This is a genomic window from Micromonospora sp. NPDC049151 (genome assembly GCF_040648395.1).
In the GTDB taxonomy this organism is placed as follows: domain Bacteria; phylum Actinomycetota; class Actinomycetes; order Mycobacteriales; family Micromonosporaceae; genus Micromonospora.
Window position 1 is genome coordinate 65,135 of sequence record NZ_JBEZDP010000010.1, and the last position, 20,042, is coordinate 85,176.

The following is a 20,042-nucleotide window of genomic DNA, read 5'->3' on the forward strand; positions in this document are numbered from 1 at the left end:
GGCCCGCTCAGGCGCCCTCGGAAGTTCGCTTCACAGCCAGTCGTTGCCGCGCATGGCCTCGCCCCTTCGTTCGACCCCCGGAACCGGCGCCAGCCGGCCCATCCGACGTCGAACATGTTATGGCTTTTAGGCCCGGATACATCCATTAGATGTCCATATGCGCATATTGCGCCAATGCACCTGGTTCTTGTTACGCTCGGTCTTTGAGTGGAGACTGAACGCATATTCAGTGCGTGCTTTCAAGTGGGATTATCAAGCTCTTCCTCACCGGGTGTCTGTAGCCGTTCGGTTTCCCCTTGCGTAACATCCGCCACGACAACTCACAGAAAAAGCCTCGTCGCTCTCCGGCACCGGAACGTCGGCAGAGTATTGGGTGCTATCTTCCGTAAGTCTGCATTTCGCATGGTCCACACGGGTGCGGGTAAAGGGATTCGCCGCGTTCGTCGCGCGGGGGGAACAGTTGGTGGATATCCGGCTGCTGGGTGTGCCGGAGGTGTGGCAGGGCTCCGATCCCCTGCCGCTCGGCACGCCCAAGCAGCAGACGGCGCTGGCGGTGCTGGTGCTGCACGCCGGTCACCTGGTCACCGTCGACACCCTCGTCGATGAACTGTGGCCCGACGACCCACCCCGTTCCGCCCTGGCGAACGTGCGGACCTACGTGGGCAACCTCCGGCGGACGTTCGACCGGCACCACGGGCCGATCCTGGTGCGGCTCGCCGGCGGCTACCGCCTGGACGTGGCCGACGAGCGGGTGGACGTACGTCGGTTCGAGCACCTGACCGGCGACGCGGCCTCGGCCTGGTCGGACGGGCGGCACGAGCGGGCCGACGAACTGCTCCGCCAGGGCGAATGCCTGTGGCGCGGCCCTCTGGTGGCAGGCCTGCGGGTGGGGCCGGTCCTGTCGGCACGCCGGGCGGCGCTGGAGGAGCAGCGGCTGGCGGCGATCGAACTCCGCGCGCGGCTCGACGTCGCACTCGGCCGCACCAGAGCGGCCATCGCCCTCCTCACCGACCACGTGACCAGCCATCCCTACCGGGAGCAGGCGCACGCGTTGCTGGCCGGCGCGCTGAAGGCGGACGGGGACGCCGGCGGCGCCCTCGCCGCCATCCACCGGGCCGAGTCGATCCTCACCCGGCAACTCGGCGTCGAGCCGGGACCCGAACTGCTCAGCCTGCGACGGTCCCTGCTGGGCACGGCCGCGGCACGCGCGGTCTCCCCGGCCGGGTCGGGCCGGGCGGGCGTGGACGCCCCGGACACGCGGCGGGTGCGCCCCCGCCACCTGCCGCGCGGCGGCGCCCCCTTCGTCGGACGGCGGGAACTCGTCGAGCGGACGCTGGCGGAGATGGGCTCGGCGGCCGGCGGGAGACCGGCCGTACGGGTGGTCGACGGTATGGCGGGCAGCGGCAAGACCCTCTTCGCGCTGCACCTGGCGCACCTGCTCGGCGACCGTTACCCGGACGGGCGACTCTTCATCGACCTGCGGGGCCACACCGAAGGGGCGCCGGTCGAACCGGGTGACGCGCTCACGGTGCTACTGCGCCAGCTGGAGGTGCCGGCCGCGCGGATCCCCGGAGATCACGAGGAACGCGCCGAACTGTGGCAGCGCGAGTTGCGGGGACGTCGCGTGGTCGTGGTGCTGGACAACGCGGCCGACAGCCGCCAGGTGCGCCCGCTCCTGCCCGCCGGCCCGGGACCGGCCGTCCTGGTCACCAGCCGCCGGAGGCTGTCGGTCAGCGACATCGGGCCGCCCGTCTCGCTGCCCGTGATGACCTCCGACGAGGCGGTGGAGCTTCTGGCGCGGACCGCCGGTGCGGAGCGGATCAGCGGGGAACCGGAGGCCGCGACCGAGGTGGTCCGCCGCTGCGGGCATCTGCCGCTGGCCGTCCGGCTGGCCGGCGGGTGGCTCGCCCACCGGCCGGCCTGGCGAGTCGCCGACCTGGCCCGGCGGCTCGAGGCCGGCGGTACGGTGCTGCGGCAGCTGGCGGTGGAGCAGCAGACCGTCGGTGGCGCCTTCTCCGCCTCGTACGAGCACCTGAGCGAACCCGTGAAGTGGCTGTTCCGGCTGGTCAGCATGCATCCCGGCGACTCCTTCGACGCGCGTACGGCCGCCGCGCTCGCCGGTTCCCCGCTCGAGGGCACCGAACGGATGCTCGACGACCTCCTCGACCGGCACCTGATCGAGGAGGTCACTCCCGGGCACTACGGGATGCACGACCTGATGCGTCAGTACTCGGCCGAACTCCTGCGCGAGTCGACGGACGCCGAGCGACGCCGCGAGGCGGCCGGGCGCCTGCTGGACCACGTCCTGCACCAGGTGGCCGTCCGGGCCGGCTCACTGGACCAGCAGGTGCTGGCCACCCACCTGCGCCTCGGGGCGCCGCTGCGTCCCGACCTGGTCGACGAGACCGACCGGGCCGACGTCGAATGGCTGGAACGGGAGCGGCCCAACCTCATCGCCCTGATCAGATTCGCCCTCGACGAGGAGCACCCCGGATACGCGTGGCGCCTGGCCCGGGCCATGTGGCGGTTCTGCTACATGCGGGGGTACTTCGAGGACATCGTCGCCACCCACCAGGCCGGCCTGACCGCCGCCGAGCGCACCGGCGACCGCGCGGCAGAGGCGGTGATGCACAACTACCTCGCGTCCGCGTACACCCGGACCGGCAGCTACCTGGACTCGCTGCGCCACCTCGAGGTGGCGGTGTCCATCTCCCGCGACCTGCACGACCGGCGCGGCGAGTACCGCTACCGGGCGAACCTCGTGGTCGTCAACTGGCTCACCGGCAACTCCGAGCGGGCGGTGAGCCTCGGGCGGCAGTTGCTGCGGGAGGACACGCGAGGCGCCGTCGACCCGATCTCGGCCCTGCCCAACCTGGGGTACGCGCTGACCGCGGTCGGGCGCTATCCCGAAGCGCTCCGGGCTCACCGGCAGCACCTGTTCCTGGCCCGGTGCCAGGGCAGCCTGTTCCACATGTCGAACGCGCTCGGGCACATCGCCTCGGTGGAGAACCGACTCGGGAACCACCGCAAGGCGGTGCGCCTGATCAAGGCGTCGCTGCGGCTGCGCGAGGAGACCGGGCACCGGTTCGGTGAGGCGGAGGCCCGCAACGACCTCGGCATCGCGTACCGCCGTCTGGGCCGGCTCGACGAAGCCCGCGTCCAGCACGAACTCTCGCTCGACCTGGCGCGGGACTCCAGTGACAGACATCTGCGGGCGGCCGCGTTGAACGACCTCGGCCTGACGCTGAGCGCCGCCGGGCACGCCGACCAGGCCAGGTCCATGCACCTGGAGGCCCTCGCCCTCGCCAACCGCATCGCGCATCCGTACGAGCAGGCCCGGGCCCTGAACGCGCTGGCCGACCATCTGTCCGTCACCGACCCCGCCGAGGCGGACCGCTACCGGCAGCGAGCGATGGCGATCTTCGAACGGACGGGCGCTCCCGAGCGCCACGACCTGCGCCGACAGCTCTCCGTCTCGGCCTGACCGCGGCTTATCGATTTCTTATCGCGGCGTTCGCTAGCGTCCCCCGCAACGGCCACGGGGAGGGTTCATCCCGGGGGAGCGGACCCGGCCGGACGGGACCCTCACCGCCGATTCCCAGACGAATCGGCGGTGGGCAGGCGAGGGAGGGGCGTCGTGCACCAGCAGCCGCTGCGGCGCCCTTCCCCGCCACCGGTCGGGTGCCGCGTCGTGTCGTACCCGGCGGATAGGGTCGGGCCGTGACCGAACCCGCGCAGCTCACCCACGTCGATCCGGCCGGCGCGGCCCGGATGGTCGACGTCTCCGCAAAGCCGGTCTCCGGCCGGCTCGCCGTCGCCGCCGGCCGCCTCCGCACCACGGCCGAGGTGGTGGAGCTGCTGCGCCGCGACGGCCTGCCCAAGGGCGACGCGCTCGCCGTCGGCCGCCTCGCCGGCATCATGGGGGCCAAGCGCACACCCGACCTGATCCCGCTCTGCCACCCGATCGCGCTGCACGGCGTCACCGTCGACCTCGACCTCACCGCCGACACGGTGGAGATCACCGCGACCGCGAGGACCGCCGACCGCACTGGCGTCGAGATGGAGGCGCTGACCGCGGTGGCGGTCGCCGGTCTCGCCCTGGTCGACATGGTCAAGGCGGTCGACCCGGCCGCCTCGGTGGACGCCGTCCGGGTGCTCCGCAAGGAGGGCGGCAAGACCGGCGAGTGGGTCCGGCCGGAGGACCGGCCGTGATCCGGGCCCGGGTGATCGTGGCGTCCAACCGGGCCGCCGCCGGGGTCTACGAGGACACCAGCGGCCCGCTGCTCGTGACCGGCCTGCGCGAGCTGGGGTGCGAGGTCGACGCTCCGGTGGTGGTGCCGGACGGCGAACCGGTCGGCGACGCCCTGCGGGCGGCCCGCGCCGACGGCGTCGACGTGGTGCTGACCAGCGGCGGCACCGGCATCACCCCGACCGACCGCACGCCCGAGGTGACCCGCGAGCTGCTCGACTACGAGATCCCCGGCATCGCCGAGGCGATTCGCGCGCACAGCCGCGACAGCGTGCCGACCGCCGCGCTGTCCCGAGGGCTGGCCGGGGTCGCCGGCCGGACGCTCGTGGTCAACCTGCCCGGTTCGCGCGGCGGCGCCCGCGACGGCCTGGCCGTGCTCGGGCCGATCCTGCGCCATGCCGTGGACCAGCTTCGCGGCGGTGACCACTGAACCCGCGAGGCACGTGCCCCGGCGCTAGGCTCGCCGGATGAGCACGGAAACCGAAGCCGCCGCAGCCGAGGCGGGCACGCCACCCCCGGCCGGGTGGGAGGAGGCCCGCTCCCGGGTGTACGCGGTGGGCCTGTCCGCCGCGCTGCCCGCTGTCGCCCGCCCGCTGGCCGAGGCCGACGGGCACACGCTGGCCGAGCCGTTGGGCACGCGCACCGACCTGCCGGCGTTCCCGACCTCCAGCGTGGACGGTTGGGCGGTGCGGGGTCCCGGGCCGTGGCGGGTGGTCGGGCGGGTGCTCGCCGGGCACACCGCGCCGCCGCTGGAGGCGGACGGTAGCACCGTGGAGATCGCCACCGGTGCGATGGTGCCCGAGGGCGCGACGGCGATCCTGCGGATCGAGGAGTCGACACGTACGGCGGACGGCCTGGTGTCCGGCACACCCCGCCCGGCGCCGGAGTGGCGGGAGCCGGGCGAGGAGGCGTACCTCGGGGAGGAGCTGTTGCCCGCCGGCACGCCGGTGGACCCGGCGGTGATCGGCCTGGCCGCCTCCTGCGGGCACGACACGCTGCGGGTCCGCCGCCCACCCCGGGCCGCGCTGCTGGTCTTCGGCGACGAACTGCTCACCTCGGGTCCGCCCGGCGCCGGGCGGGTCCGGGACGCGCTCGGCCCGTCGGTGCCGGGCTGGCTGCGCCGCTACGGCTGCCAGGTGCGCGCGGCCGACGTGGTCGGCCCGGTCGCCGACACGCTGCCCGCGCACGTCGCCGCGGTGCGGGGCGCGCTCGCCAACGCCGACCTGGTCTGCACCACCGGCGGCACCATGCACGGCCCGGTCGACCACCTGCACCCGACGCTGGAGGCGCTCGGCGCCGACTACGTGGTGAACACGGTGGCGGTGCGCCCGGGCTTCCCGATGCTGCTCGCCCGGCTGGTGGACGGCGACGGGCGGGTCCGGTTCGTGGCCGGCCTGCCCGGCAACCCGCAGTCAGCCGTGGTGGCGCTCGTGTCGCTCGTCGCGCCGCTGCTCGCCGGTCTCACCGGCCGGCCGATGCCGGTGCTGCCACACGTGACGCTCGCCGAGCCGGTTGCCGGGCGCGGTCGCTACACCCATCTGGCGCTGGCCCGCTGGGACCGGGTCGCCGGGACGGCGTACCCGGTGCGGCACGTGGGCTCGGCGATGCTGCGCGGGCTGGCCGGCGCGGACGGCTTCGCGGTGATCCGGCCCGGCACCAGCGGCGCGGCCGGCGACCGGGTGCCGTTCGTGCCGCTGCCGCTGACCCCGGGGGAGCGATTCGGGTGAGCGCGACGAACGAGCCGACGGGAGACGCCGTGACCGTGAAAGCAGGCGTGACGATCGGGACGGTCTCCGACCGGCCGCTCGACCTGGCCGCGCACGAGGCGGCGGTCACCGACCGCCGGGCCGGGGCGGTGGTGTCCTTCCAGGGCGTCGTCCGCGACCACGACCACGGGCGGGCGGTCACCCGGCTGGAATACGAGGGCCACCCCTCCGCCGAGGCGGTGCTGCGCGAGGTGGCGGCCGAGATCGCGGCCGACCCGCTGGTCTACGCGGTGGCGGTGTCGCACCGGATCGGCCCGCTGGAGATCGGGGACGTGGCGCTGGTAGCGGCGGTCAGCACGGCGCACCGGGCGGCCGCGTTCGCCGCCTGCGCCCGGCTGGTCGACGAGGTGAAGGCGCGGCTGCCGATCTGGAAGCGCCAGGTCTTCGACGACGGCACCGAAGAGTGGGTGAACTGCCCCTGAAGGCTCAGCGCCGGGCGGCGAGCGCGGCGGTGCGGCCCAACCGGTCGTGGTAGAACGCCGGCTCGGCGCCAGGGCGCCACGGCAGCGCCGCGACGAGCACGATCAGGGCGATGGCCAGGGAGTTCTCCATGAGCGCGCCGAACAGGCCGTCCTGGTAGTGGGACACCTCGGGGAGCTGGTGCTCGTACGGCCAGATCGGTGAGATCAGGAACAGCAGGTAGAGCACCAGCGCGCCGGCACCGTGGCGGAGCCCGGTCAGCGTGGGATACCAGATCGGCGGGCGTAGTGCCGGCACGCCGGTGGCCGAGGGGCTGCCGGTGCCGCGCGGCGGCAGGCCGCGACTGGCTTCGCGGCGGCGTACCGCGGCGTCGGCCAGCACGATGATCGCCGGGATGACCCAGATCAGGTGGTGCGACCAGGAGATCGGGCTGATCACGTTGGCGGTGAGCCCGACGAGCGTGAACGCGGTCAGCTCGTCGCCGTCGGCGCGGGCGCTCATCGCCCGGGACAGGCCCAGCGCCAGGACCAGCACCGAGAACGCCAACCAGAGCAGCCCGGGCGTCTCGATCGAGTCGTAGAGCCGCGCCAGCAGGCCGGCGAGGGACTGGTTGGCGGTCATGTCCGCCGCGCCGACCCGCTCGGTCTGCCAGAGCACGCCGGTGAAGTACGCGCGGGACTCCTCACCGAGCACGCCGAACGTCGCGATCGTCACGCCGATCGTGGTGGCCACAGCGGTGAGCGCGGCCCGCCACTGCCGGGTGAGCATCAGGTACGCCACGAACAGCGCCGGGGTGAGCTTGACGGCGGTGGCGAGCCCGATGCCCACACCGGCCCAGGCGCCGCTGTAGACGAACCGGGCCAGCGGCGAGTCGGCCGTCTCGTGGTGGGTGCCCCGCTTGGCCCGCCAGCGCAGGCCCACCATGTCCGCCATGATCAGCGCGAACAGCAGCAGGTTTACCTGCCCGTAGCCGAGCGTCTCCCGGGACGGCTCGATGGCGACGGCGAGCGGGGTGGCGATGCCGACGCTGAACCAGAGCGGCCAGCCGAGCCGGTCCACGATGGGACGGAGCAGCGCCGCTAGGACGACAGCGAGCGCGCCGATGCTGGCCAGCGCGTTCACGAAACCGGCGCCGTCGACCGGGAGCCAGGACATCGGCAGCATGACCAGCGCGGCGAACGGCGGGTAGGTGAAGCCCAGCGTGGTCGAGGGCGCGACGAAGTCGTACAGCTCGTTGCCGCCGGCCCACCACAGCACCGCGCCGTGGTAGATCTTCATGTCGAAGAAGTTGTAGGGCCGTCCGAAGGCGCCGATGGCGAGCCACGCCGCGTACGACACGGCGGCGACCACGCCGAGACGCATCGCGATCCGGCGGTCGACGCGGGAGGCCGGGGCGAGGCGGTTGGTCCGTCTACCGACTGTCGTCGGCATGGCGTGGCCACCCCCGTACCAAGGTCGTCGTACCCGTTCAGGTCCAGAACGGAGCCTAGAACGGCGCCTCACGTTGCTGCCTCCCGCGTTACGCGACCGTGTCCGATCCCACACGTGTTTGCGACATTTCCACCGCGTTAACGGGTGTCGGACGGTTCAGGTGATTGATGGCCTTGCGGGGGGTGATGGGCCGTACGAAACGCCTGGTCAGCCGGGCATGCGGCGGGCGGTCGCCGCGGAGCGTACGGCGATCTTCGCCTCGCGTCGCGCGGTGCGGACCGCACGCTTCACCGACCGGCGCGAGTGGTCGATCCGGTGGCCCGCGCGCCAGCGCAGCCCCGGCTTGCCCTCGGTGTCGGCGGCGGCGAGGAGGAGGCCACCGAGCAGGCCGAGGTTCTTCAGGAAGTGGACCTGGTTGCTGGTTCGCGTGGCCGGGTCGTCGTTGGTCCAGAAGGGGTGACCGGCGGCGGTGGTCGGGATCAGCGTGCCCGCGAGCACCAGCGCGGCCGGCCGGGTGAACCGGCCGGTGGCGAGCATCAGGCCGCCGGCGAGCTGGGCGGCGGCGTTGGCGCGGATGAGCGAGACCGTGTCGGTGGGGATGCGGGGGTGGACGTTCCGGATCAGCGGGGCGACCTTCCCGGTGACCGGTTCCGCGGCCTGCGCCACGCGTTCCGGGTTGCGCAGGTTACGGGCGCCGCTGACCACGAAGATGCCGCTCAACATGACTCGGGCGAGGGAACGCACGGGCTTCATGGCTCAGTCTTACCCCGTCGAGGGCGTCGTCATCCCCGCAACACACGAAAGGTATCGGCCGGCGTGGACGTCCGAACGGTATCGATTTCAGCGACAGTCGCGGATGGACCCGTCGCGTTCGGTAAGGTCGCGCGGGTGACGACGCTGCGACTGCGCCCGGAGGGCCCGGCCGACGAGGCGCCGGTGGCCCGGGTGCTGGCCGCCGCCTTCGCCCGGCCCGACGTGGCCGCCCCACCGGAGGTGGGTCTGGTCGAGGAGCTGCGACACAGCCCGGCGTGGATCCCGGAGCTGGCCATGGTCGCCGAGTACGGCGGCGAGGTGGTGGCATACGCGCTGCTCACGCGCGTCGATGTACGCACCGGGCGCGGCACCTGGCCGGCGCTGGCACTGGGTCCGGTGGCGGTGGCCCGGCACCGGCAGCGGCTGGGGCACGGCACGGCAGCCGTCCAGGCGGCACTGGATGCCGCGACCGAGCTGGGGGAACGGCTGGTGGTGGTGCTCGGCGATCCGGCCTACTACCGGCGGTTCGGGTTCGGCCCGGCGGTCCGGCTCGGCCTGACCAGTCCCTGGTCCGGGCTGGGGGAGCCGTGGCAGGCGCTGGTGCTGCCGCCGTCGGCGAGCGACGAGCCACCGCCGCCGGCCGGCGAGGTGGTCTTCCCGGCGCCCTGGTCGCGGGTCTGAGCCGACGCGATCCGGGCCGACACGGTCTGAGCCGACGCGATCCGGCCCCTCAGGCGGGCTGGGTGCGCAGGTAGCGGCCGAAGTGCGGCACCGTGAACGCCACAGTTCCCCGCTCACCGGAGTAGATCAGCCCCTTCTTGATCAGCGCGTCCCGCGCCGGGGAGAGACTGGCCGGCTTGCGGCCGAGCGCGCGGGCGATCTCGGCGGTGGGCACCGCCGCGTCCATGTCGTCCCGGCCACCCTCCTCGCCGTCCACCAGCGCCAGCGTGGCCATCGCGCGCATGTACTCGCGTTCGGCGGGTGTGGCCCGCTCGAACCGGGAGCCGAAGAAGCCCACCGCCAGCTCGGCCTCCGCCTCCGGCGCGGCCACCCGGACGTCCGCCGCGGTGATCGGTGAGCGGGGCGCGTGGTCCCAGGTGGCCTTGCCGTACGCCTGGACGAAGTAGGGATAGCCGCCGGACTTCTCGTAGAGCAGGTCGAGGGCCTTCTGCTCGTACTCGACCTCCTCCCGCTCGGCTGGCGCGCAGAGCGCCTGGTCGGCGGCGATCCGGTCGAGCCGGTCGATGCGCTGGTAGCGGTAGAGCCGCTCGGAGTAGGACTTGGCGGCGCTGAGCACGGCCGGCAGGTGCGGCAGGCCCGCGCCCACGACGATCAGCGGTGCGCCGAGCTGGGACAGCTCGTGGCAGGCGGCGCAGAGCGCGGAGACGTCCTCGGCGCCGACGTCCTGCATCTCGTCGATGAAGACGGCGATACCGGTGCCGACGTCGGTGGCGACCGCCGCCGCGTCGCTCAGCAGCTCGACCAGGTCGATCTCGATGTCGCCGGAGTCGGCGCGTCCGCTGCTCGCCGGTACGTCGATGCCGGGCTGCCAGCGGTCGCGCAGCTTGGGTGCCGTGCCACCCCGGCCGGTCGGCGCGGAGCGTTGCGCGAACGCCTTGAGGACGCCGAGGAACGCGTCGATCCGGTCCGGGGCGCGGTGCCGGGGCGCCAGCTCACGGACCGCCATGTGCAGCGCGGCGGCGATCGGCCGGCGCAACGACTGGTCGGGCCGCGCCTCGATCTTGCCGGTGCCCCAGAGGTGGTTTATCGCCTCCGAGCGCAGCGTGTTGAGCAGGACCGTCTTGCCCACTCCACGCAGGCCGGTGAGCATCAGGCTGCGTTCCGGCCGGCCGCGTGCGATCCGTTCCAGCACCACGTCGAAGACGTCCAGTTCCCGCCCCCGCCCGGCGAGTTCGGGCGGGCGCTGGCCGGCGCCCGGCGCGTACGGGTTGCGGACCGGATCCACGAATCGCACAGTATCGGGTTCTCTAGCGACCAGGCTAGATGCGCGTAGAGGCGGCTACCGCGTGTCGGCCTCGACCTGAAACTAGGGCTGTCTAGCGTGGATGCTAGACAGCCCTAGTTTTGGTTACCGACTCCCGTGGAGCGTCAGCGGCGCTTCAGGCAGAGCACGAAGTCGAGCGTGTCCAGCTCGCTGTCGAAGAAGTACCAGTCGGTGTAACCGGCCACCTTCCCGCACTTCGCCTCCGCGTCCTTCTTGCCGCTCGTCGCCCCGTCGATGCGGCGCAGCACCTCGTACGTCTTCGGGCCGCAGTCGGCGATCACCAGCTTGGGCTGGCCGCCGCCACCCTCGTTGGCGACGCACTGGCCCGCCTTGACGAAGCGCGGATCGGTCGACGAGGCCGGAGACGCCGTCGTGGGCGTCGTGCCGGCCGGTTCGCTCGGCGCCGCCCCGGTCGGATCCGCGGCCGGCGCGGTGGCGGCGGTCGTGCCGCCGGTCGGGGTCTGCTCGTCCCGGCCCAGCATCCAGTACGCCCCGGCGCCGCCCAGCAGCAGCACGGCCAGCACGATCACGACCACCAGCAGCGGGCCCTTCCCGCGCTTCGGTGGAGTCGGCTCGGCGTTGGGCGGCGGCCCGGCGTACGGGCCGGCCGGGTGGCCCTGCGGCGGGCCGGGGGACCAGGCCGGACCCGGCTCGTATCGCTGCGTCGGCGGGCCGTACTGATCGGCCGGCGGGCCGTACCGGTCGGCGGGCCCGTACTGCTGGGTGGGCGTTCCGTACTGGTCGGGCGGCCCGTACTGATCGGCGGGCGGGCCGTACGGCCGCGCGTCCGGCGGGGCGTAGCGCGGGTCGCCCTGCGGGGCGTAGCGCGGGTCGGGCTGCGGGGCGTAGCCGTCGTCGCGCCGTCCCCACGGCTCGGGAGAGCCGCCGCCCGGTGGACCGAAGTTCGACATGAACGCCTCCTGCGTACGCCAGTGCTGAGAGGCCGGCCACCAACTGGCGACGCCGACGCCGTGGTCACCGTAGCGTGGTCCCACGATGAGCTCACGCCCCACGAGTGCGACGAACGTTGTCGATTCCGCGATGCCACCGGCCCGCACCGCACTGATCTGGGCCGCCCTCGTGCTGGTCTATCTGCTGTGGGGCTCGACCTACCTGGGCATCCGGGTCGCTGTCGAGTCCCTGCCGCCGCTCGTCTCCTCGGCGATGCGGTTCGCCGCCGCCGCGGTGGTGCTCGCCGTGGTGCTGCGCCTGCGGCGCGGACCGGGAGCGTTGCGGGTACCCGCGCGCCGCGTCGGCTCCGCCGCGCTGATCGGCGTGCTGCTGCTGGCCGGCGGCAACGGCCTGGTGGTGCTGGCCGAGTCGGGCCCGGCCGGGACCGCCGTACCGTCCGGTGTGGCTGCGCTGCTCGTCGCCACCGTGCCGCTGCTCCTGGTGCTGCTGCGTACGGCAGGCGGCGACCGGCCGCGGCCGTGGACGTTCGTCGGGGTGGCGCTCGGCTTCGCCGGACTGGTCCTGCTCGTGCTGCCCCGGGACGGGGTGGACGCGGTGCCGGTGGCCGGGGCGCTCACGGTGGTCGCCGCGGCAGTGAGCTGGTCGGTCGGCTCGTACCTGTCCGGGAAGATCCCGATGCCCGCCGACCCGTTCGTGGCCACCGTCTACGAGATGGTGGCCGGCGCGGCGGTGCTCGCGCTCGTCGGCGTGGCCCGGGGCGAGCTGCGCGGCTTCTCCTTCGCCGACGTGACCGGGCGGTCCTGGGCGGCGATGGCGTACCTGATGGTGGCCGGTTCGCTGGTCGCCTTCACCGCGTACGTCTGGCTGCTCGCCCACGCGCCGATCTCGCTGGTGTCCACGTACGCGTACGTGAATCCGGTGGTGGCGGTGGCGCTCGGCGCGTTGTTCGTCGCGGAACCCGTCACCTCGCAGGTGCTGATGGGCGGCGCGGTCATCGTGGTCGGCGTGGCGGTGGTGGTCAGCACCGAACGCCCGCGCCGGTCCCCGCCACCAGCCGTCGACGGGACGGCCGGAGAACCCGCCGGGCGGTAGCGTCCCGCCCGTGTCGGCACTGCTGGTGACGGGGGTCGCGCTGCTCGGCGCGGCGGCCGGATGGGCTGCTGTCCCGGTCGGCCGGTCGTTCTGCACGGATCGGATCGCCGGGAGGCACGCGCCGAGCCGGGGTGCGTTCGCACTGGCCGGCGTCGTGGCGTTCGGCGGGCTCGCCGCCGCCCGGGGTGCCGATCCGGTGCTGCCCGCGCTGCTGCTCGTCGCCGTCGCCGGGCTGGTCCTCGCGGTCACCGACCTGACCGCGCTGCGCCTGCCCGACCCGCTGGTCGGCGTGGCCGCGCTCGGCGGCGGGCTCGGCCTCACCGCAGCCACGGCGGCGACCGGCGAGCCGCGCCGCCTGGCCGTCGCGGTGGCCGGGGCCGCACTCTCCTTCACCGGGTACGCGGTGCTGGCGCTGCTGCCCCGCGCCCGCCTCGGCTTCGGCGACGTGAAGCTTGCCGCCGCGCTCGGGTTGCCGCTGGGCTGGCTCGGCTGGCCGGCCCTGCGCCTCGGACTGCTCCTGCCGCACGTGCTCGCCGGAGTCGCGGTCCTTCTCCTGCTCGCCGCCCGCCGGGTACGCCCTGACACGCCGGTGCCGTTCGGCCCGGCGCTGCTCGGCGGCGCCTGGCTCGCCGCCGTGCTGACCTGACGCGCGCCGCTCAGATCAACCGGAGCTGGTGGTCCTTCGGGCGGCGGGGTTCGGTCGCGTCCAGGCGCTCGAACAACGCCGGGTCGATCACGTCGAGGAACGGCGACGGGCGGGTGTCGCGTTCCGCCCCGTGCCGGGCGCGGCGACCCGCGTGGCTGACGTAGAGCCGGTCCTGTGCCCGGGTCAGCCCGACGAAGAACAGCCGGCGCTCCTCGGCCACCGCGTCGTCGTCCGGCTCGGAGCCGGGCCAGCGCAGCGGCAGCAGGCCGTCCTCGGCGCCGACCAGGAACACCACCGGGAACTCCAGCCCCTTGGCGGCGTGCAGCGTGAGCAGCGTGACCGCCTCGGCGCGCGGGTCCAGCGCGTCCACCTCCGCGCCGGTGGCGAGCTGGTTGAGGAACAGCTCCAGGTCGTCGTCGCAGCGCCGGGCCAGCGGGGTGAGCAGGTCCACCGCCGTGCGGATGTCCTCGGGGCGTACCGCGCCGGAGCCGTCCAGCGTGGGCACCGCGAAGCGCTCGGCCAGGATCTGCCCGGCCTGGCGTACCCGGGCGGCGAGCGAGCCGTCCAGACCGGCGTGGCGCAGCTCGCGGGCGATGGCCGGCACGCCGGGGCGGTCACGCAGCCGGTCGTGCGAGCGCTTCTGCACCGGGATGTTCGCCCGGGCCAGCGCGTCCACGATCGGCGCGGCCTGCGCGTCGGTGCGGTACAGCACCGCGATGTCGGAGAAGGACAGCGAGGTGGCCCGCCCGTCGATCCGCCCCGAGTCCAGCGAGCGGTGGGACAGGCCGCCGACCAGCTCGTCCACGGTACGGACCACGAAGTCGGCCTCGTCGTAGGCGGAACTCGCCGCGTACCGGCCGACCAGCGGCGCCTCCGGATCGAGCCGGGCCGGGTCGAGACGACGGCCGCGCACCAGCGACGACGGCGCGATGGCCTGCACCGCGGCGGCCAGGATCGGCGCCGAAGAGCGGTAGTTGCGGTTCAGCCGCACCAGCCGGGCGTCGGTGAAGTCCTGCGAGAAGCGCAGGAAGTAGCCGACGTCGGCGCCCCGGAACGAGTAGATCGCCTGGTCCGGGTCACCGATCGCGCACAGGTTCCCGTCCGGCGGGCTGAGCAGCCGCAGCAGGTCGTACTGCACCGCGTCGACGTCCTGGTACTCGTCGACGAAGATCCACTTCCAGCGCTCGCGGTACTCCCGGACCAGCTTCCGGTCGCCCTTGAGCAGGGCCACCGGCAGCGTCAGCAGCTCGTCCAGGTCGACCAGATCCCGCTTGCGCAGCAGCGCCGCGTACCGCTCGTCGTCGGCACCGGCCTCGGCGCGTGCCGCCGCCCGGTCCGCGTCGTCGGCGATCCGGAAGTCCGCCGGCAGCCCGGCCGCCGCCGCGTTCTCCCGCAGCACGGTCAGGCCGAGCGAGTGGAACGTGCCCACTGTGACGTCCTCGGCGACCGGGCCGAGCAGCCCGTCCAGCCGGTGCCGCAGTTCCTCGGCCGCCCGCCTGGTGAACGTGATCGCCAGGCACTGGTCGGGGAAGACGTTCAGCTCCGCGCACAGGTACGCGATCCGGTGGGTGAGCGTCCGCGTCTTGCCGGTGCCCGGACCGGCCACGATGAGCAGCGGACCCCCCGGCGCGGACGCGGCCACCCGCTGCATCGCGTCCAGCCGGTCCAGCAGGCCGGTGCCGACCTCCTCCATCCCGGCGAGCATCGGCTCGAACGGCTCATGTGGGGACGGTGACGGCGCGATCGGAGGCGCGGGCGGCGGCGTGCGCCTCGGCTCCGGCCGGGCCGCCGCCGGGCGCTTGGCCTTCGGCTTCGGCGCCGGCTCCGCCGGCCGCCGCTGCACCGGCACGGGTACGTCGAACAGCGTCTCCTGCCCCGCCCCGGCACCCGGTCCGCCCAGTTCCGCCGGGTCGAACAGGGTGATCACGCCGTACTCGCCGTCGTAGCCCGGCACCCGGCGCACGTCGCCGCGGCGCAGCCGGCCGATGCCCTCCGCGAGCAGCTCGCCACCGACCCGGCCGATCTCCTCGATCGGGGTACGGGTCAGGATCTCCAGCTCCGGGCCGAGCGCGGCGATCAGCTCGTTGAGCTTGCCCTCGACCTTCTTCGACCGCGCGCCGACCCGGTTCAGCTCGCCCAGGATCTCGGCCAGCGGCACCAGGTGCGTCACCTCGCGCGCGTGCGCCGGACGGTGCCCGGCCGGGCGGTCCGCCAGCTCCTCGACCCGGCTGAGTACGCCCACGGTGAGCGGCTTGCCGCACTCCGGGCAGCGCCCGCCGGCCTCACGGGTCCGCTCCGGCGACCAGTTCACCCCGCACAGCCGGTGCCCGTCGGCGTGGTACTTGCCCTCCTCCGGGAAGAACTCCACGGTGCCCGCGAGCCCGTCGCCGGTACGCAGCGCCTCGCGGATCGCGAAGTAGTCGCGGGCGGCGGTCAGGACCGTGGCCTCCCGGGCCAGCGCGGGCGGCGAGTGGGCGTCCGAGTTCGACACCAGTTGGTAGCGGTCCAGGCTGCCGACCCGCCAGTTCATCTCCGGGTCGGACGACAGGCCGGTCTCCACCGCGAAGATGTGCCCGGCCAGGTCGGCGTAGCAGTCGGCGATAGCGTCGAAGCCGGACTTCGAGCCGAGCGCGGAGAACCAGGGCGTCCAGATGTGCGCGGGCACGAGGAAGCCGTCCGGGCTCGCCTCCAGCGTGATCTCCAGCAGGTCGCGGGAGTCCAGCCCGAGGATCGGCCGGCCGTCCGAGCCGAGGTTGCCGATCCGGCCCAGCGCCGTGTTGAACCGGGCCACCGCGTCCAGATCCGGCAGGTAGATGAGGTGGTGCACCTTGCGCGTGCGGTCGTCGCGCTTGTAGATCGTGGAGATCTCCACGCTCAGCATGTACCGGACCGGGTCGGCCTCCGCCTCGCTCGCCAGCCGGGGCGGCAGCCGCCGGGCGACGTCCCGCTCCGCGTCGGGCGAGAGCCGGTACAGGCCCGGCTCGGCCGGGTGCAGCGTCTCCCGCAGGTGGTCGTACCAGGCGGGATGGGTGAAGTCGCCGGTGCCGAGCACGCCGATGCCCTTGCGCCGGGCCCACCAGGCCAGGTTCGGCAGGGTCAGGTCGCGGCTGCACGCGCGGGAGTACTTCGAGTGGATGTGCAGATCCGCGACGTATGGCGGGAGGCCACCGGGGGGTGCGGCGCTGAACGGAGGCACGCCGCATCCTGTCACGTCCGGTCCCCCGCCCGCCCGCCGCCACGCGTACGGGTGACCTGAGCAATGCGGTGCTGGACTCGGCGGCCCCGGCACGCTATTGCGCGCGCAGCTCGACGAGCGTCACCTGGGGCGGTGCACCCACCCGCACCGGCGGGCCCCAGAAACCGGCGCCGTTTGTGACGTAGACCTTCGTGCCATCCACCTCGCCGAGACCGGAGACCACCGGTTGCTGGAGCTTCACCGCCAGGTTGAACGGCACGATCTGGCCGCCGTGGGTGTGCCCGGAGAGCTGGAGGTCGACGCCGAACTTCGCCGCCTCCTGCGCGGCCACCGGCTGGTGCGCCAGCAGCACCACCGGCCGGCTCGGGTCACGGTCGCCGAGCGCGGCGGCGTAGTCGGCGGGCCCGGCCACCCCGGTGCCGACGGCGCTCACGTCGTTCACCCCGGCCAGGTCCAGCACACCGCCCCGGGCCTGGATCTCCTGCCGCTCGTTCTGCAGCACCCGCAGGCCGAGCCGGTCCACCTCACGGACCCACTCCTCCACGCCGGAGTAGTACTCGTGGTTGCCGGTGACGAAGAAGCTGCCGTACCGGGACTGCAGGTCGCGCAGCGGCTCGGCGGCCTCGCCCAGTTCGGCTACCGTGCCGTCGACGAGGTCACCCACCACCGCGACCAGGTCGGCGTCCATCCGGTTGATCATCGCGACGATCCGCTCGGTGTGCGCCCGGCCGCGCAACGGCCCGAGGTGGATGTCGGAGACGGTGGCGATGCGCAGCCCGTCCATGCCGCGGGGCAGCTTGGCCAGCGGGATCTGCACCCGGTCGAGCTGCGGCGGACCCATCGCGGTGCGTACGCCGTACCCGGTGATGCCGGCGGCGGTGAGCCCGGCGAAGATCGCCGCCCCACGGGCGAGCAGCAGCCGCCGGGAGGGGTCGTGGTCCGGCGCGTCGGTACCGGCTGGCGCTGCCTCGGTGCTGTCGACAGGCGGCGGCGGACCATCCGCGGTGGCCGCGCCGACGAGCGCGGGCGCGGGCTCGGGCTCGAGGCCGGCGGTGGCCGCCGATCGGGCCCGCCGGCGCAGCACGAGCCGGACCACAGCGGTCGGCACCTCCAGCACCAGCAGCAGCACCAGCAGGTAGAACATGAGCGCGACCCAGAGGTAGCCGGGCCAGGCCAGCCAGTACCAGCCGTTGCGCGTGCCGGCCAGGGTCACCGGTACGAGCACCGCCAGCGCCGCGATCGCCACCGTGCCGGCCCGGCGCCACCGCCCGGGGCGCGTGGTGTCCCGGACCAGCCGCTTCCACAGGTAGAAGTGGATCAGGCCGATCACGAGCACGACGAAGCCCAGGAATGTCGCCATGGCCAGCACGTGTGCCCCCCTCAGCCGCCCGCGAAGGGCGGCAACACGTCCACCGTCACCCCGGCCGGCAACAGCGCCCGTCGATCATGACAGGCGACGCCGTCGACCAGGAAACTCGCCGCCTTCAGCACCACGCCGAGGCGTTCGCCGTGCCGGGCGGCCAGTTCGTCGAGGAGTTCGTCCAGCGACCGGCCGGCGGATGCGGTCTCCTCGGATCGTCCGGCGGCCGCGCGGGCGCCGGCGAAGTAGCGGACGGTCAGCTCCACCCTCAGCCTCCGATCGCCGACATCGAACGCGCGGGCTGGAGGAACGCCGGGTCGTCGATGCCGTGCCCGGCCCGCTTGACCCACATCGCCGCACGCCAGCGCCGGGCCAGTTCCTCGTCGTCCGCGCCGTCGCGCAGCGCGCCGCGCAGGTCCGACTCCTCGGTGGCGAACAGGCAGTTGCGCACCTGGCCGTCGGCGGTGAGCCGGGTGCGGTCACAGTCGCCGCAGAACGGCCGGGTCACGCTGGCGATCACGCCGACCCGGGCCGGCCCGCCGTCCACCAGCCACGTCTCGGCCGGTGCCGCACCCCGCTCGGACGGGTCCGGCGTCAGCGCGAACGCGGCCCGCAGTGAGGTCAGGATCTCGTCGGCGGTAACCATGGTCGAGCGGTCCCAGCCGTGCTGGGCGTCGAGCGGCATCTGCTCGATGAACCGCAGCTCGTAGCCGTGCGCGAGGGCGAACCGGAGCAATGCGGGCGCCTCGTCGTCGTTGGTGCCCCGCATCAGCACCGAATTGATCTTCACGGGGGTCAGCCCGGCGTCCGCCGCGCCGGCCAGCCCGGCGAGTACGTCGGCGAGCCGGTCACGGCGGGTCAGCGCGGTGAACCGGTCCCGGTCCAGCGTGTCGAGCGAGACGTTCACGCGGTCCAGCCCGGCCGTGCGCAGCGCCGTCGCCATCCGGGCCAGGCCGATGCCGTTCGTGGTGAGCGAGATGCGCGGCCGGGGCGTGAGCGCGGCGACCGCCGCCACGATGCCCGGCAGGCCCGGCCGGATCAGCGGCTCACCGCCGGTGAAGCGCACCTCGGTGACGCCGAGCCGGCTCACCGCGACACCCACCAGCCGGACGACCTCGTCGTCGCTGAGCAGCTGCGGATTGGCCAGCCAGGGCAGGCCCTCCGCCGGCATGCAGTAGGTGCAGCGCAGGTTGCACTTGTCGGTGAGCGAGACCCGCAGGTCCTGGGCGACACGGCCGTACCGGTCGGCGAGAGGGCCGTCGGTCGTCGTCCGGGGGGCGCTCATCCGTCGACCGTAGCGCGGTCGAGCCCTCGGAGGGCGGCCCGAGCGGTGGAGCGCACGGCATCCGCGTACCCCGCTCCGAAGATCGCGGTGTGCACGAGCAGCAGGTGCAGTTGGTGCAGCGGCACACGTTCCCGCCACCCGTCACCCGGCGGCCACGCCTCCCGGTAGGCCGCCATGATCCGGTCCAGGTGCGGCGGGCCGCCGAACAGCGCGAGTTGCGCCAGGTCGGTCTCGCGGTGCCCGCCGTGCGCGGCCGGGTCGACCAGCCAGACCCGCCCGTCGGCACCCCAGAGCAGGTTGCCCGGCCAGAGGTCGCCGTGCAGCCGGGCCGGTGGCTCGTCCCCGCCGAACTCGCCGATCCGGTCGACGACCTGCTCGACGAGCGCCGCACCGGCGTGGTCGAGCGCGCCGCCGTCGACCGACATGCGCAGGTAGGGCAGGAGACGGCACCGGGCGAACCAGCCCGCCCACGGACCGGGGGCAGGCGTGTTGTCCTGCGGCAGCGCGCCGATGAAACCGGCCCAGTCCGCGCCGAAGGCGGGCGCCCCGGCGCGGTGCAGACCGGCCAGGTCGCGGCCGAACGCCTCCGCGGCCTCCGGCGTCGGCTCGCCGGGCTCCACCCAGTCGAGCGCGAGCAGGCCGGGCAGGGCGACGAGCACATCCGGTACGGGCACCGAACCGGCCTCGCGCAGCCAGCGCAGCCCGGACGCCTCGGCGGCGAAGAAGCCCTCCGGCAGCGGACGCGCGGCCTGTTCCGGCCAGGTCTTGGCGAACACCGAGTGCCCGTCGTCGAGCGTGAGCCGGGAGGCGGCGCAGATGTCACCGCCGGAGACCGGGGTTTCCCGGATCCGCTGGTGGGTCAGGAAGGTCGGCAGGTGCTCCGGGTGTGCCCGCAGGTACGCCAGGTCCATGTGCGCAAGGTAGCGG

Annotated in this window: 17 protein-coding genes; 8 read left to right on the forward strand and 9 right to left on the reverse strand. The window is 73.9% G+C overall.

Going from position 1 to position 20,042, the window contains the following annotated elements; genetic code table 11:
* Nucleotides 1-415 precede the first annotated feature (415 nt).
* From AB0B20_RS14120 to AB0B20_RS14140, 5 genes are all read left to right on the forward strand, one after another.
* Nucleotides 416-3,484: a BTAD domain-containing putative transcriptional regulator gene (locus AB0B20_RS14120; protein ID WP_357470697.1), complete on the forward strand. Its 3,069-nt coding sequence runs from the start codon at nucleotides 416-418 to the stop codon at nucleotides 3,482-3,484.
* Between the two features lie 236 nt (nucleotides 3,485-3,720).
* The gene (gene moaC / locus AB0B20_RS14125; protein ID WP_357382087.1) at nucleotides 3,721-4,212 is read left to right on the forward strand and encodes a cyclic pyranopterin monophosphate synthase MoaC; all 492 of its coding nucleotides are present in this window, start codon (nucleotides 3,721-3,723) and stop codon (nucleotides 4,210-4,212) included.
* Nucleotides 4,209-4,679, forward strand: coding sequence for a MogA/MoaB family molybdenum cofactor biosynthesis protein (locus AB0B20_RS14130; RefSeq protein WP_357382085.1), 471 nt, complete (start codon nucleotides 4,209-4,211; stop codon nucleotides 4,677-4,679). The genes moaC and AB0B20_RS14130 overlap by 4 nt, the downstream gene beginning before the upstream one ends.
* Nucleotides 4,680-4,716: 37 nt before the next feature.
* Entirely contained in the window at nucleotides 4,717-5,976 is a 1,260-nt protein-coding gene (locus AB0B20_RS14135; protein WP_357470700.1) for a molybdopterin molybdotransferase MoeA, read from the forward strand.
* 35 nt (nucleotides 5,977-6,011) lie between these two features.
* Nucleotides 6,012-6,437: a molybdenum cofactor biosynthesis protein MoaE gene (locus tag AB0B20_RS14140; RefSeq protein WP_357470911.1), complete on the forward strand. Its 426-nt coding sequence runs from the start codon at nucleotides 6,012-6,014 to the stop codon at nucleotides 6,435-6,437.
* Nucleotides 6,438-6,441: 4 nt separating this feature from the next.
* Here AB0B20_RS14140 and AB0B20_RS14145 read toward each other — a convergent pair whose 3' ends face one another.
* Both AB0B20_RS14145 and AB0B20_RS14150 read right to left on the reverse strand, forming a co-directional pair.
* Nucleotides 6,442-7,866: a glycosyltransferase 87 family protein gene (locus AB0B20_RS14145; protein WP_357382081.1), complete on the reverse strand. Its 1,425-nt coding sequence runs from the start codon at nucleotides 7,864-7,866 to the stop codon at nucleotides 6,442-6,444.
* Nucleotides 7,867-8,073: 207 nt separating this feature from the next.
* Entirely contained in the window at nucleotides 8,074-8,619 is a 546-nt protein-coding gene (locus AB0B20_RS14150) for a DoxX family protein (RefSeq protein WP_357382079.1), read from the reverse strand.
* Nucleotides 8,620-8,754: 135 nt separating this feature from the next.
* On the opposite strand from AB0B20_RS14150, the gene AB0B20_RS14155 reads away from it, so the two are divergent.
* Complete coding sequence (locus tag AB0B20_RS14155) at nucleotides 8,755-9,300, forward strand: N-acetyltransferase (protein ID WP_357382077.1); 546 nt, start codon at nucleotides 8,755-8,757, stop codon at nucleotides 9,298-9,300.
* Nucleotides 9,301-9,349: 49 nt separating this feature from the next.
* On the opposite strand, the gene AB0B20_RS14160 is transcribed toward AB0B20_RS14155, so the two are convergent.
* Entirely contained in the window at nucleotides 9,350-10,585 is a 1,236-nt protein-coding gene (locus AB0B20_RS14160) for an ATP-binding protein (RefSeq protein ID WP_357382075.1), read from the reverse strand.
* A 143-nt stretch (nucleotides 10,586-10,728) separates the two neighbouring features.
* A complete protein-coding gene (locus tag AB0B20_RS14165) occupies nucleotides 10,729-11,619 on the reverse strand; it encodes a flagellar basal body protein FliL (RefSeq protein WP_357470703.1) in 891 nt (296 codons plus the stop codon).
* A 46-nt stretch (nucleotides 11,620-11,665) separates the two neighbouring features.
* On the opposite strand from AB0B20_RS14165, the gene AB0B20_RS14170 reads away from it, so the two are divergent.
* Both AB0B20_RS14170 and AB0B20_RS14175 read left to right on the forward strand, forming a co-directional pair.
* A complete protein-coding gene (locus tag AB0B20_RS14170; protein ID WP_357470706.1) occupies nucleotides 11,666-12,628 on the forward strand; it encodes an EamA family transporter in 963 nt (320 codons plus the stop codon).
* A gap of 10 nt (nucleotides 12,629-12,638) precedes the next feature.
* Nucleotides 12,639-13,274: a prepilin peptidase gene (locus AB0B20_RS14175; protein ID WP_357470709.1), complete on the forward strand. Its 636-nt coding sequence runs from the start codon at nucleotides 12,639-12,641 to the stop codon at nucleotides 13,272-13,274.
* 10 nt (nucleotides 13,275-13,284) lie between these two features.
* On the opposite strand, the gene AB0B20_RS14180 is transcribed toward AB0B20_RS14175, so the two are convergent.
* The 5 genes from AB0B20_RS14180 to AB0B20_RS14200 form a co-directional block, all read right to left on the reverse strand.
* Nucleotides 13,285-16,470, reverse strand: coding sequence for a UvrD-helicase domain-containing protein (locus AB0B20_RS14180; RefSeq protein WP_357470712.1), 3,186 nt, complete (start codon nucleotides 16,468-16,470; stop codon nucleotides 13,285-13,287).
* A gap of 94 nt (nucleotides 16,471-16,564) precedes the next feature.
* The gene (locus AB0B20_RS14185) at nucleotides 16,565-17,839 is read right to left on the reverse strand and encodes a metallophosphoesterase (protein WP_357382065.1); all 1,275 of its coding nucleotides are present in this window, start codon (nucleotides 17,837-17,839) and stop codon (nucleotides 16,565-16,567) included.
* 11 nt (nucleotides 17,840-17,850) lie between these two features.
* Complete coding sequence (locus AB0B20_RS14190) at nucleotides 17,851-18,096, reverse strand: MoaD/ThiS family protein (RefSeq protein ID WP_357382063.1); 246 nt, start codon at nucleotides 18,094-18,096, stop codon at nucleotides 17,851-17,853.
* Nucleotides 18,097-18,098: 2 nt separating this feature from the next.
* On the reverse strand, nucleotides 18,099-19,115 hold the full coding sequence (gene moaA / locus AB0B20_RS14195) for a GTP 3',8-cyclase MoaA (RefSeq protein ID WP_357382061.1): 1,017 nt from the start codon (nucleotides 19,113-19,115) through the stop codon (nucleotides 18,099-18,101).
* Nucleotides 19,112-20,026, reverse strand: a complete 915-nt coding sequence (locus tag AB0B20_RS14200) for a fructosamine kinase family protein (protein ID WP_357470715.1) — start codon at nucleotides 20,024-20,026, stop codon at nucleotides 19,112-19,114. Before AB0B20_RS14200 ends, moaA begins: the two co-directional genes overlap by 4 nt.
* Nucleotides 20,027-20,042 lie beyond the last annotated feature (16 nt).